Source organism: Alcaligenes sp. RM2, assembly GCF_052931795.1.
In genome coordinates, this window is record NZ_JBRFIO010000006.1 from 54,867 (window position 1) to 67,795 (window position 12,929).

The 12,929-nt window shown below is 54.3% G+C and carries 11 protein-coding genes; 4 read left to right on the top strand and 7 right to left on the bottom strand.

The annotated features are described in order from the left end of the window. The first annotated feature begins 146 nt into the window (after positions 1-146). The 3 genes from ACU6HM_RS16875 (at position 147) to ACU6HM_RS16885 (ending at position 2,148) form a co-directional block, all read left to right on the top strand. Positions 147-950: an AraC family transcriptional regulator gene (locus ACU6HM_RS16875; RefSeq protein WP_009456898.1), complete on the top strand. Its 804-nt coding sequence runs from the start codon at positions 147-149 to the stop codon at positions 948-950. Positions 951-1,112: 162 nt separating this feature from the next. Beyond that, positions 1,113-1,844 (top strand): AzlC family ABC transporter permease, encoded by a 732-nt coding sequence (locus ACU6HM_RS16880; protein WP_009456899.1) that lies wholly within the window; start codon positions 1,113-1,115, stop codon positions 1,842-1,844. Beyond that, positions 1,837-2,148 carry an AzlD domain-containing protein gene (locus tag ACU6HM_RS16885; RefSeq protein WP_009456900.1) on the top strand — a complete coding sequence of 104 codons (312 nt, stop codon included), beginning with the start codon at positions 1,837-1,839 and terminating at the stop codon, positions 2,146-2,148. The genes ACU6HM_RS16880 and ACU6HM_RS16885 overlap by 8 nt, the downstream gene beginning before the upstream one ends. 81 nt (positions 2,149-2,229) lie before the next feature. On the opposite strand, the gene ACU6HM_RS16890 is transcribed toward ACU6HM_RS16885, so the two are convergent. The 7 genes from ACU6HM_RS16890 to glmS form a co-directional block, all read right to left on the bottom strand. Then, entirely contained in the window at positions 2,230-3,477 is a 1,248-nt protein-coding gene (locus ACU6HM_RS16890) for a type II toxin-antitoxin system HipA family toxin (RefSeq protein ID WP_336973604.1), read from the bottom strand. A gap of 404 nt (positions 3,478-3,881) precedes the next feature. Continuing rightward, positions 3,882-4,232: a DUF6616 family protein gene (locus ACU6HM_RS16895; RefSeq protein WP_009456904.1), complete on the bottom strand. Its 351-nt coding sequence runs from the start codon at positions 4,230-4,232 to the stop codon at positions 3,882-3,884. 279 nt (positions 4,233-4,511) lie between these two features. Then, positions 4,512-5,753: a YncE family protein gene (locus tag ACU6HM_RS16900; protein WP_446764109.1), complete on the bottom strand. Its 1,242-nt coding sequence runs from the start codon at positions 5,751-5,753 to the stop codon at positions 4,512-4,514. A 31-nt stretch (positions 5,754-5,784) separates the two neighbouring features. Continuing rightward, a complete protein-coding gene (locus tag ACU6HM_RS16905; protein ID WP_446764110.1) occupies positions 5,785-8,319 on the bottom strand; it encodes a TonB-dependent siderophore receptor in 2,535 nt (844 codons plus the stop codon). A gap of 289 nt (positions 8,320-8,608) precedes the next feature. Next, positions 8,609-9,559 carry a FecR domain-containing protein gene (locus ACU6HM_RS16910; protein WP_200914617.1) on the bottom strand — a complete coding sequence of 317 codons (951 nt, stop codon included), beginning with the start codon at positions 9,557-9,559 and terminating at the stop codon, positions 8,609-8,611. Positions 9,560-9,618: 59 nt separating this feature from the next. Beyond that, positions 9,619-10,188, bottom strand: coding sequence for a sigma-70 family RNA polymerase sigma factor (locus ACU6HM_RS16915; RefSeq protein WP_446764111.1), 570 nt, complete (start codon positions 10,186-10,188; stop codon positions 9,619-9,621). 232 nt (positions 10,189-10,420) lie between these two features. Further along, positions 10,421-12,247: a glutamine--fructose-6-phosphate transaminase (isomerizing) gene (gene glmS / locus ACU6HM_RS16920; RefSeq protein ID WP_022983659.1), complete on the bottom strand. Its 1,827-nt coding sequence runs from the start codon at positions 12,245-12,247 to the stop codon at positions 10,421-10,423. Positions 12,248-12,448: 201 nt separating this feature from the next. Here glmS and ACU6HM_RS16925 point away from each other — a divergent pair, with 201 nt between their 5' ends. Continuing rightward, positions 12,449-12,925 (top strand): Lrp/AsnC family transcriptional regulator, encoded by a 477-nt coding sequence (locus ACU6HM_RS16925; RefSeq protein ID WP_250756284.1) that lies wholly within the window; start codon positions 12,449-12,451, stop codon positions 12,923-12,925. The last annotated feature ends 4 nt before the right edge of the window (positions 12,926-12,929 follow it).

Consider the following 12,929-nt stretch of genomic DNA (forward strand, 5'->3'; position numbering starts at 1 on the left):
GGTAAAACACCTTTTCATGAACACGTATGGATGAGTCACCCGGAGCTCAGCAGCCAGGAAAAGCAGGAATCAGGACTGCTATGATGTATCCCGATAAAACAGCGTATTAATAGATAACAAGGGCCATACCAATCGAGTCTTAGAAAATGCAAAGCAAGAAAGACTGGACGAAAATCTCCCAACCAACGTCAAAAATAGAAAGAATGGAGGCTTTCTTTTCCGGTTACGGCTTCTCTCCCCATAGACATGACACATATGCCCTGGGCATTACGCTCAACGGTGTGCATAACTTCAACTACCAGAAGTCAATGCGGCATAGCCTGCCCGGTAATGCAATCGTGATACATCCAGATGAGCTGCACGACGGCGAGGCAGGAACCGAAGCTGGATTTCACTACAAGATCCTTTACATCCAGCCAGAAACCATTCAGCAAGTATTAGGAGGCCGCCCTCTACCATTTATTCCGGGAGGGACCTCTTCTGATCAAAGGATTGTGTCTGCCATTTCCAATATGCTCAGCAGCATGGAATTCCAATTGGATAGTCTGGAAGAAGACGATGGAATCTATGACATAGCCCAGGCACTTAGTAACGCATCACAAAAAAGCAGACAGCGAAAAAAACTCAATTACAGAGCCGCTGAACTGGCCAGGCAGTTCATCCTCGATACGCCCAGTTCAGCTCTTACCCTGGATCAGCTAGAGCACGTTTCCGGTACGGATAGATGGAGCCTATCGAGAGACTTCCGTACCTTGTTCGGGACAAGCCCTTATCGTTACGTAAGCCTGCGACGCCTTGATAAGGCAAAGAAAATGATCCTCACTGGAGCCGCCCTGGCTGATGTCGCTGCCGCCTGCGGGTTCAGCGATCAAAGTCATATGACACACCAATTCTCCAAGGTGTACGGCTTGCCTCCTGGTCGGTGGGCCCAGCTAATGCACCGCTCCTAGAGAAAACTTGCACGATCGTACAAGACCCGTTTGCACCTGGATCGCTAGCATGTCTTTGGACTCTACAGACAGACGACATGGCTCATCTCATGCAATGACTAGTTCCTTAAGGTCAGCCGAGCTTCAGCCTTAATCACGAACACACGTCTATGACCTGAGCGTATGCAAGACTATTCAAAAACAAAGACTGCCCCAGACACAGATCAAAAAGCGAATGCGCTCATCCCGCAGGCTCTTATCAGAGTGCTCCCATCCGCTCTGGCGATTGTTCCGGTCAGTATGCTGTTCGGTGTGCTGGCGTATCGAGCCGACTGGAGCGTTCTTGAAATCCTGGCCGCTGGCTTGCTGGGATTTACGGGTAGCGGGCAGTTTGCTGTACTGCCGCTGGCTGAGTCCAACACCAGTTTTCTGACAATACTGATTATTTGCGCATCCATTAACTGCCGCTACTTTCCTATTGCCCTCACAACTGGCAAGCGGCTGCCCAAGCCCTTTTTCTCTCGGATTCTGATATCTCACATGCTGGGTGACGAGGCGTATGGCACGGAACGAAATAGCGACACGGTGGCAGAAGCCCTCTGCATACGACTCACCATCTTCATATTCTGGGTAGTTTCCGGGGTGTTGGGAGCCGTCATTGCCAAGTCCATACCACCTACCTGGCTCAATACCCATATTCATCTCGGTGTCCCAGCCAGTGTGGTGCTCGTCTATCTGTCTGTCCTGCAACTGAAGGCAAGGATCATCGGCATGTACCGCAAGCAGATTGTGTTGATTGCCCTGTGCATGGCCTTGGCTATCGCCTTCTACTCCTTGCTTGGCGCGACTTATTTTTGGCCCCCGAGCGTAATGATCAACGCCCTACTTTTAGATAAATGGAAAGCCCGTGAATGAAGGTATCAGTAGTTCCATCGCCGCACTCTTTTTGACCAGCCTGCTCGTGCGAGTCTTACCCGTAGCTTTCAATTTCCAGTTCCCAGATAGGTTCGCCAACTGGATGGAAACAATCTTACCTTCAGCGGTTTTTCTAAATTTCCTTGCTTATATTTTCATGCAGGAAATACAGATTGCAGCCATACCTGCTCTGTTTGCTCTCAGCGTCACCGCCCTTCTGGCTTACTGGGGTCGCGGCGGGCTGCTCCTTGGCGTGTTAGGCGGCTGCACCTCATACTATGTGTTGAGCACGGTGTTTGTTTAATAGAAAACCCTGGCTCAGCATGACGCCGAACCAGGGCTACGCAAGTACCTCAAACCCAAGCTTTGGGGCACGTCCGAGTCACTACATAATGCGCATGCGCTGCAACCCTTCAGACAGCCGCTCCTGCATGAGCGACTCCAGGCGAGGCCCAAGCAGGAGGCGCACCTGATCAAACCGCCCTTCTATCCTGTCCAGCAGCCCGTCAAGCAGCTCTACCGCCTCTTCATCACCTGACAAGCCAAAGGCTTTGGCATCATGTAAGGCATTGGCTCGGCTGATCTGGCGGCTTCCATGACTCAACTCCATCGCCAGATACTGAGGGGTGAAATCTGGATTGGGAACGACATCAAAAGCGGGCGTCAAACGCCACCGGCCCTGATCATGAAGATAATGAATGGCATGGTTGCGGGGATGATCATCGTCATTGCCAATGACCGCGTTGAAAATCATGCGACAGAACAATTCAATGGCATCCTCCTGAGGCGCACCTATCATCGTCAACGTTCGAGCCAAGTTGGGATAACTCCAGGCCGATGAGCCTGAATGACCGGGGTACTCCGTCTGCAACAAGGATGCCGCACTCAATGTCATGACCCGAAGGCCATGTTGGCGGTCAAACCTCAATGAGCGCATTACACTCAGTGCGGAATCTTCCCCAAAGCCCGTGTATGCGGTTTGGGCAAAGTTCAAGCCCACTGCCCGGCCCCACTCTTGAGTTGCATGCTCAAGACGCGGAATATCCTCGGTATCAGATGGCAGGATCGGCTTCACAAGCCAGAACTGATCTCCATCACGAACGGTTGCTTTGGGTCTTGCCCCTCCCATGCTGGGCGTGGCCATCAGTCGTCGACGCAAATGCGGGTCCACCGGAGGGCGGCGCAACTGCATGGCTTGCAGCTCTGCGCTCAGCTTTTCAATTTCTGTGATGGGCGGTGCGGACAATTCTGCGATCGAGGGTTTAGGCGAAGAGCCGACCGCCAATGCTCCCCAACGCTCCGCATTACCAGCCTTCAGAAGATAAGCATGGTTTGGAGAGCTATCGCTTAATCCGTGTTGCCTTTGAATGAGTAACCGGCCCCAGGCGTCGGGACAAGTATCACGTAGCGCATCATGCAGGCCACCGTAGCGACTCGCCTGAATTGGGACGGAGCCACTCAGCGGTAAGTTAACCGGATCAATTGACCATGGCAGACCTGCATCCCGATAGCTGGGCGCATACATGAACTGGCCAAGCTGGGCTGACGAGTCGTGGATATACCGGCCAACGGTCACCCATTGCCCCGTATCAGGCCGCTGCAAATAGACGTATAGAGGCTTAGAAATACTCATCGTCATCTCTGTCCAGTCTTGCGCGCCCCTTCATATCCCCACTGCTCCAATGAGCATCAGGCATAGGCACGATGGATTCGAGCAGACCGAGTGCTGCCAGGGCAGTCAAATAGCTCCCCATCGCCACAGCCGGATCGCCTCGCTCCATTCGGCGTAATGTACTTTCCGAGACCTCGACTCTTGAGCTGAAGACTTGAGCTGTAATTTTCTGAGCGACACGTTGAGTACGAATGCAGCGCCCCCACACCAGAGCCCGTGACTCGACGGCTGGCAGGTAAAACGGGGCAGGAGCGAGTTTCCTGGGCATGGTGCAGACAACCATAATCGTTCATAGATAACCGTTTATATCACATAAACTCTGATCTATGAACGTTTTTTAACCGCCCCGCCTGACTGCCTGCCCCTCAAACAGGCTGAGAATCCTTAGCCAGCTCCGCCAGGTGTTGAGCAAAACCCCCTTCTGCTCCCGCCGCATTCACATGATCGAAGTACTCGTACCAGCCACTGGCTTTAATGCCGGCCAGCAAGGCCCGGCAAGCTTGTTGATCAGGGAAGCGCCAAACACCCATGAAACGGTGCGCACTGGAGCAATCAATATCGCGCTCGGTAGCGGTCAGGGCCAGCACTTCAATACCAAGGGTGGAGAGGCCGCCCATCGCCTCCTGAAGACCTGCCAGGAAGGTCTGGCGCTGCTCGACGGGCAAGGCATTCCACTTGGCATTAGGCGTGTAAAGCTCGATCAAATAATGAGACATGGGCTGTTTTCCTTTCACTGAGGATACGTAATAGGGGCTGAAGAATTGGATATGTAGCGTTTATAGGTGGAGCAACAAAGAAATGGCGTGCAGCGCAAGACTGCAGCACTGTTTGCCCCATTTCCACATGGAACATATCATTTGATTAGATATCTAATCTTATAGATTAAGAATAAATTTCGCAAGCAATCCATACGCGTAAAAAAGCCCGAGTTCGGCATCACGCCAAATCCGGGCTTTGGGTCCCACCTTGTCAATCAATCAGGCTGCTTTGGCCTTTTAGAACTGGATACGCACCATACGCTCTTTAGTCCCTTTTTCCTTGCTGTTGCCGTCGTTCTTCACCGACACGTACAAGGCTTTTTCAGCGGGGATGTATTCCAAGCTGTTGGGGTGTGGAGCCAGCTCAATGGTTTGCAGCGGCTTGTAGTTCACCGTATCGAAAATACTGACCGAACCCTTGCCCTCTTTCTCGCGCACACCGCCTCGGTTAGCGACAAACAGACGCTGGGACTCGGCGTCAAAACGCACACCAATAGGCACTTCGCCGGTAGGCATGGTTGCCAGGGGTTTACCGTTGGATGCATCCAGCACAAACACTTGATGACCAGCGCTGCGGCGCTTGTATTCACGCTCCAGATGCAGGTTACGCGCGTCATCACGGTCAATCCCCTGGTCCACCCCGAACAATCGGTTCTGCGCCGGGTCATACGCCAGGTTCAGCAACTGGTCGGCTTCAATTTCCCAGACCTGATCGATGTTCAAAGTCTGGCTATTTACCACCATGATTTGGCCCTGCATATTGGAGACAAACAAGCGGTTATTGGCCTCGTCCAGGGTGATGCCCACGACGTTATAGCCAAAGCCTGGCAGCACTTTTTCCAGCTCCAACGTCCGGGTATTCACCACGAACAGCACACTGTCAAAACCCAGGCCCAAGCCAGGCGCGAACACACGGTGGTTTTTCTTGTCCACGACCAGTTCACGCGTCTTGTACTGGTAGTCCTCGGTAATCTTGAAACGCTCCATCATCTTCAGCAAACCGTCTTTGCGCGCCTGACCAAAATCAGCCGCGTTGATGGTGTCCTGAAAATTGATTTTTTCCTGCACCCGAATGCGCTTGATGACCTCGTTCTTGACGGTATCAACCACGGCAATCGTGCCGTTGAAACCTTGAGTCAGATACAGGCGGTTGGCGGCATCATCCAGGGCTACCCCAAAGCTCTTGGCCTCCATGGGAATCTCTTGCTTGATTTCCAGGGTCTTGGGGTCCAGCACCAGCGTGCGCGACAAGGTCTCGTCCTTCCAGTTGGGAGAGGACACGTACAAGCTGGATTGCGCAGGGCTGAAGACGATTTCCAGAACTTCGGCGGCAGTCGGTTTTTGCATGATCTGTGCTTGGGTAACGGCTTGATAGCCTGCAGGGGCAGGAGTTTTGGCGTGTACGTAGCCGGCCGACAAGCTCATTGCAATAGCAAGGTACAGACCACGCACAAGATGGCGAGTAGTAGACGACGTCATAATTTAGGCTCGATAAAAGTGGGGGAAGGAATTACCACTGGTAATCAATGGACAGATGCACATTGCGCGGCGCGCCGTAACGTGCCCGGAAGATCACGAAGTTGTCGTAGTAACGCTTGTCGAACAAATTGTTTACCGTGAGCTTGGCATTCCAATGCTGGTTCACGCGGTAATTGGCGTGCAGGCCAACCAGGGCATAGCTGCTGTGGGTGTCTTCCAGCGCCTTGCCGTTGCTGGCCGTATAAGGACGGCCAGCCGTCCACAGATCACGCTTGCCAAACCAGTTCACGGTGGCGCCGGCGCTCAAGCCTTGCAACGCACCGGAGAATTGGTACATGGTGCCCAGACGGAAGGTTTGGCTGGGAATGTAGGTGTTGATCCGCTCGCCTTCACCGTTTTTAGTGCTGGCGTAGCTATAAGAAGCAAACACATTCCAGTTGTTGGTCAGTGCGCCGCTTAGCTCCACTTCAAAACCTTTGGTTTTGTTGCCAGCGCCCGAAGACACGTAGGGGCGGCTGCCATCAGGCAATAGGAAGTCATCCGGCACCGAAGGGTCCAGCACGGCCAGATTGTTCTGACGGGTCTCGAAAGCGGCCAGGGAGAACTGCAGGGCCTCCTCCATCAAGCTGCCTTTCAAACCAATTTCACGGTTAACCCCGGTAATGGGATCCAGGAAGTTCTCGTTGATGTCCTTGTAGCTTTGCGGCTGGAACAGGCGGGTATAACTGGCGTAGGCCGTCAGGTTCGGGTTGATGTCATACGTCACCCCAAAGTACGGCGTAATTTCATTGCGGTTACGCAGCTCGTTGGACACGCCAGTGAACTGGCCGGTTTTACCGTAGTTATCACGGTAGGTTTTGTAATCCGACAAGCGCAGGCCCATGATCACATTCAAGGGATCAATAATGTTCAAGCGCGTACCGGCAAAGAAACCGTATTCGCGTGTGTGGACGCGGTTCCATTCACCTGTGCGGCTGACGCTGGGCTCGGGCATATAGCCGTCCCAGTCGTAAATATTGGGGATGAACCAGTTGCGGGTATCGCTGACCTGCATGGTATACGTGGTGTCACGCTTGCGAGTGCCGTTAAAACCGAACATCAGCTGGTGCTCGCGGCCAAACAGCTCGAAAGGACCATTGGCCGACAACTCCAGGTTGTCCTGATGGCGATAGCCATTGGCGGCCAGGTTGGCGCGGATGCCTATACCGGATCCGTCCGGGCGCACTACCGGGTTCACACCCTGCCCCAGGCCGGTAATCAGTGCATCGCCATCGTCACGCTGGTGGCTGTAGCTGAGCTTGGCATTCCACTTGTTTTCAAACTCATGCTCGACCGAGAAGAAAGCGTTTTGATGCTTCTTGTCCCAGTAGGTCCAATCCGGCACCAGCGACATGGAGCGCGAAACGTCAATACGGTCGCCCTCGCTGGTAAACAAGGGCACACCCATATTGCCTTCGCCTCGCAGCTTGGCGGTCTGGTAGTCGTAGCCAGCGGTCAGCAAGGTTCTGTCTGTCAGGTCAAATTCCAGCATGCCGGACAGCAAATCGTTCTTGTGGTCCTGGCGATCCATGAAGGAGTCCGCCTGCTTGCGCGAACCAATAACACGCATACGCAAACGGCCGTCTTCAGTCAGCGGGCCGGTCACGTCCGCCGTTACGCGTTTGTCGTTCCAGGAGCCATAGTGGGCGCTTAACTTGCCGCCAAATTCTGCTTGCGGACGTTTGCGAATCAAATTGATCAAGGCGGAGGGCTCGCCGGTAGGCGACAACAAACCTGTCGCTCCGCGCACGACTTCCACACGGTCGTATAAATCCATATCCAGAGAAATAGGATTAAATGCTCCACGCCCGGCAGCACGGTAGCTGCTTTGCACGCCATCCACTTGCACATTGCTGATGTCAAAGCCACGGGCCTGAAACTGAAACCCGCCTCCCACCGCGGCCGTATTGGCCGTCACGCCGGTGGTAAAGTTCATCACATCATCGAAGCTGGTCAGGCCGAAATCGTCCATTTGCTGGCGCGTCATTACACTGACCGATTGCGGCGTGTGCTGGGTGTCCATGTTCAAGCGCGTCGCGGTGCTGCTGGTACCGTTCAGCGTGTACAAGCCTGTGTCTTCAGTCGCCCGATTCAGGGTGCCTTTGACACGCACGGGTTCCAGCTGGGTCGTTTCCGTGACGGGCCACAAATTGACGGTATTGGCATCGCGCGAGTAGCGAATGCCCGTGCCTGCCAGCAAGGTATCCAAGGCCTGCGTCACGCTGTAATTGCCTTTCAGGCCCGCGCTTTGCTTGCCTTCGGCCACGCTGCCTGCGCCAACCAGATAGACCCCGCTTTCTTGCGAGAAGCGCATCAACACCCGGCTCAAGGGGCCTGCTGGTATGTCATAACGCTGTGTCTTGTCTGCCGTCGGGCTGCTTCGCGTGGTCGCCTGGGCAGGCGAGGTACTGGCAATAAACGCGCTACCGGCCATCAAGACATACAGGGCCAAGGCCAGTGGACGCAAAGGGGCGCAATGCGATCCTGCATCCTTGGACAGGGAAAGGGGATCGGGGCGACGATGCATAAGGAGACATCCTTCAAAAACACGGGTCAGTCACAATAAAAACGATGAACCTGAACGATGTTCTTGCGTTGATGTTCAGTACTGAGCAGCCACGGCGGGCTGCCTCCTGCTTCATTGGCCTCACGCCAATCAGGTCCTCTTACTGTCTAAAACCACCAAGTCTCCAAAACCCGGAACCTGCTTTTGCATCTTTTTTGAGATTTTTGGGCCAAAATCCGGCAAGCCTTTGAATCTGATAGGTTTTTATTTTTATTATTTATGACCATCGTTGGTGAAATGCCCTGCTCAATCAATCCAGAGCTTGCACACTGGTCCACCAGGGCATGGGCTGATCGATGCGAATCGGCAATGCTGAAGCCAGCATTTTCAGCACGCGGTCCGTGTCATGAATGGGGAAGCTGCCATAGACCTTCAGATCGGCCACTGCCTCATCTACACCTAGATAGCCTTTACGGTAACGGCTCAATTCCTTGATCACGCTACGCAAGGCAATGTTGTCAGCCACCAGCACGCCTTGGGTCCAGGCTTCGCGCGCCTGATCGGCGTCCATGCTTTGCCGGATACGCTGCGCACTAAAGTGCACCTGCTTGCCCGCCTGTACCGTGGCGGTGTTTTGACCTTTTGCCGTAGACACCTGCACAGCCCCTTCGTAGACCGCCAGCTGCGTACAGTCCTTGTCCATACGCACATTGAATTGCGTGCCCAAGGCCCGCATATTGCCCTGCGGGGTTTGAACGGTAAAAGGTCTTTCCGTATCGTCCTTGGCCGTCTGAATGAAGATCTCGCCGGAGATCAAAACAATATGGCGAGCCTGCGCGGTGAACTGCACATCAATCGCAGAGGCTGTGTTCAGCCACAGCCGGGAGCCATCTGCCAGCACAATCTGGCTCTGCTCGCCGGTTTGTGTGGAATGGTCGGCGGCCAGGGCCAGAACACTGGATGGCAGCCAGGACTGACGCCAGCCCAGCCAACTTAGAACCCCCGTTCCTGCCAGCGCAGCCACGCTGGCCAGAACGCGACGGCGCTGATGCAAACGCTCGTTGGCCGTGTGCAATTTCTCCACCACACGACGTGAGTCCGGCGCGGTACGCACTGGCTCAAAACTGCGGCTGACTTCCTCCACATAACGCCAAGCGGTGCTGTGCATCTCGTCCTGTTTGAGCCAGTTCTGCCAGGCAGAGCGCTGCGCCGCACTGGCTTTGCCATCGCGCAGGCAGGCATACCATTCAGCGGCTTGCATCAAAACGGCGTGGGGAGGTGTAGCGGGAGAAGAAAAACTGGAGCCGTGCTTCATGAGGCTTAGTATTGAGGTTCCTGACGCAATTCGGCGACGGTCTGGCAAGCATGCAGGCTGATGCAGCCCAACATGGCTTGTGCCACGTACTTGCGCACCATGCGGCCGGAAATGCCCATTTCTGCGCCGACCTCATCGTCAGTCATCTCGCAAATAACGGCCAGGGTAAAAGCCTTGGCCGCTTTGGGAGACAAGCTGCTAAGCATGGCACTGATCTCTTCCAGCGCCTGCAAAATCATGGCCTGGCGTTCTGCCGAAGGGTAAAAGTTCACGGGTGTAGCAGCCAGAATATCCAGCCAGGCCTGTTCAATTTCCTGACGTCGCCACAGATTGATGCACAGGTTTTGTGCCGTCTTGCGCAAGTAAGCGCGGGCCTCACCAGGACTGGCAAATTGCCAGCGGGAACGGCTGCTTAACAAACGTACAAAGGTGTCCTGCGCCAAGTCAGCCGCCTGGTCCGCGCCACCCAAACGGTGATGCAGCCAGCGCTGCAACCAACTATGGTGGTCGCAGTACAGTGACTCGACCGACTCGGCCGAATACACGCCTGACAAAGGAAGAACTGAAGATGACACGAGGGTACTCCGCACCACACATAATGAGAATCGTTATCAATTATATGGTGTGGGCTGCAAAATCCGCTAGCGGTGTGTATTTAGGACGACACATACACTGGCTTTCAGGCATGGTTCGCCCTCTTTCGCTGGGTTTATTTCTCTATAAGAACCACTCAAAAATTACCAAACGGCGAAGAATACAAAAAGAGCCGCATAAGCGGCTCTTTACGGTCGATATAGTCTGAAAGACTTATTCGACAGTCACACTCTTGGCCAGATTCCGTGGCTTATCCACGTCCGTGCCACGCGAGCAAGCGGTGTGATAGGCCAGCAATTGCAAGGTCACGGTGTGCAAGATGGGGGACAGCTTGCCGTAGTGCTCCGGCATACGGATCACATGCACACGCTCGCTGCTGCCGATACGGGTATCGGCGTCCGCAAACACGTACAGCTCACCACCGCGTGCGTGGACTTCTTCGATATTGGATTTCAGCTTTTCCAGCAGCTCATCGCGTGGGGCGATGGTGACCACGGGCATGGCTTCGGTAACCAGGGCCAGAGGGCCGTGTTTCAGTTCACCAGCGGGATAGCCTTCAGCGTGGATGTAGCTGATTTCTTTCAGTTTCAACGCGCCTTCCATGGCGATGGGGTAATGCATGCCACGGCCCAGGAACAAGGCGTTTTCCTTGCTGGCGAAACGGTCTGCCCACGCCATGATTTGTGGCTCCAGAGCCAGCACGGCAGCGATAGCGGTAGGCAGGTGGCGCAGGGCTTTCAGGTAGTCACCTTCCTGCTCCTGATTCAGGTGACCTTTGACTTGAGCCAGCGCGATGGTCAGCAGGAACAAGGCGGTCAACTGGGTGGTGAAGGCTTTGGTGGAAGCCACACCAATTTCCACGCCAGCACGGGTGATGTAGGACAGCTTGCACTCACGCACCATGGCGCTGGTGGCCACGTTGCAGATGGTCAGGGTCTGTTCCATGCCCAGGCTGCGGGCGTGTTTCAAGGCGGCCAGCGTGTCAGCCGTTTCGCCGGACTGGGAAATCGTCACCACCAAAGTGCGCGGATTGGGCACGCTGTCGCGGTAGCGGTACTCGCTGGCAATTTCCACATTGACGGGGATTTTGGCCAGAGACTCAATCCAGTAGCGAGCGGTCAGACCGGCGTAGTAGCTGGTGCCGCAAGCCAGAATCAGCACATTGTCGATGTCCTGGAAAACCTTGTAGGCCTGGTCACCAAACAACTCGGGTGTGACGCTTTCAATGTCTTGCAAGGTATCGCCTACAGCGCGGGGCTGCTCGAAGATTTCCTTTTGCATGAAGTGGCGGTATGGGCCCAATTCAGCGGCTGCGGTGTGCAGATGTACGGTATGTACAGGGCGATCGACGGCGCGGCCGTCCTTGTCCATGATCCACACTTTATTGATCTGCAGATCAATCACATCACCGTCTTCCAGGTAGATGATTTGATCGGTGGTGCCGGCCAATGCCAAGGCATCCGAAGCCAGGAAGTTTTCATTCTGACCCACACCTACAACCAAAGGCGAACCGTGGCGAGCACCTACCACGCGATGTGGCTCGTCCTGACAGAACACGGCAATCGCATAAGCACCGGTCAAGCGACGGATGACCTGCTGCACGGCCTCGAACAGATCCCCGTTGTACAGATGATCGATCAGGTGGGCGATCACTTCGGTGTCGGTTTGGCTCTCGAACACGTAGCCAATGCTTTGCAGCTCGGCGCGCAGTTCGTCGTGGTTTTCGATGATGCCGTTATGCACCAGCGCAATACGTGCTTTGCCCTTGCCGGAGAAGTGCGGGTGAGCATTATGAGTAGCAGGCGCGCCATGGGTTGCCCAGCGAGTGTGAGCAATGCCGGTAAAGCCTTGCAGATGATCTGCCTTGACCTGCTCTTGCAGTTCGGCCACGCGTTGAGTACTGCGTGCCCGCAACAACTGGCCCTGCGCATGAACAGCAACGCCGCAAGAATCGTAGCCCCGGTATTCCAGACGCTTCAAACCTTCCAGCAGCACGGGGACAATATCGCGTTGCGCTACCGCGCCAACAATTCCACACATAGCCAACTCCTGTTCATGGCCCCCTTCGGTGGGCCAACTAATCAATTCAATCCGCTTATTCTGATCTGAATCACGAAAAATTTTATGTCTATTTTTTCTTTGAAATGAATTAAAATTTCATTTAATAATCAATATGAAAGAAAAGATAAATTAAATTTATTTAACGGAATTTTATTTCATCATAGATAGATAAACCTTGTCATGATTGAACTGGACGAGCTGGATTTACGCATTCTGGAGCAGCTGCAAAATGATGCTTCCATCAGCAATCAAGCGCTGGCTTTGCGCGTGCACGCCTCTCCCCCAACCTGCTTGCGGCGAGTACGTCGTTTAAGTGAACAAGGGGTAATTCGCAGGCAGGTTGCCTTGCTGGACCCGGAGCAACTGGGCCCCAGCTTGACGGCCATTGTGGAGATTACGCTGGACCGTCAGGGTGAAGAATACCTGCAGCACTTCGAGCGCCTGATGGCCCCCGAAGCAGCAGTGACGCAATGCTATCGCGTCTCGACCGGGGTGGATTTCATTGTGATCTTGCAAGTCAGCGACATGACGGCGTATCACAAGCTGGCTCACGCTTTATTCACCAGTCAGGCGAATATCCGCAATATACGAAGCTTCTTTTCGATTCATCAGGCCAAGTTCGAGACGCGGGTGCCTTTACCTGCACCAAAGATGTAAGCCG

Bases quoted from the DNA above. Each gene is read 5' to 3' on its own strand.
- ACU6HM_RS16875 (WP_009456898.1), top strand. From the start codon at position 147: ATGCAAAGCAAGAAAGACTGGACGAAAATCTCCCAACCAACGTCAAAA.
- glmS (WP_022983659.1), bottom strand. From the start codon at position 12,247: ATGTGTGGAATTGTTGGCGCGGTAGCGCAACGCGATATTGTCCCCGTG.
- ACU6HM_RS16925 (WP_250756284.1), top strand. From the start codon at position 12,449: ATGATTGAACTGGACGAGCTGGATTTACGCATTCTGGAGCAGCTGCAA.
- ACU6HM_RS16900 (WP_446764109.1), bottom strand. From the start codon at position 5,753: ATGACGTCGTCTACTACTCGCCATCTTGTGCGTGGTCTGTACCTTGCT.
- ACU6HM_RS16890 (WP_336973604.1), bottom strand. From the start codon at position 3,477: ATGAGTATTTCTAAGCCTCTATACGTCTATTTGCAGCGGCCTGATACG.
- ACU6HM_RS16910 (WP_200914617.1), bottom strand. From the start codon at position 9,559: ATGCAAGCCGCTGAATGGTATGCCTGCCTGCGCGATGGCAAAGCCAGT.
- ACU6HM_RS16895 (WP_009456904.1), bottom strand. From the start codon at position 4,232: ATGTCTCATTATTTGATCGAGCTTTACACGCCTAATGCCAAGTGGAAT.
- ACU6HM_RS16905 (WP_446764110.1), bottom strand. From the start codon at position 8,319: ATGCATCGTCGCCCCGATCCCCTTTCCCTGTCCAAGGATGCAGGATCG.
- ACU6HM_RS16880 (WP_009456899.1), top strand. From the start codon at position 1,113: ATGCAAGACTATTCAAAAACAAAGACTGCCCCAGACACAGATCAAAAA.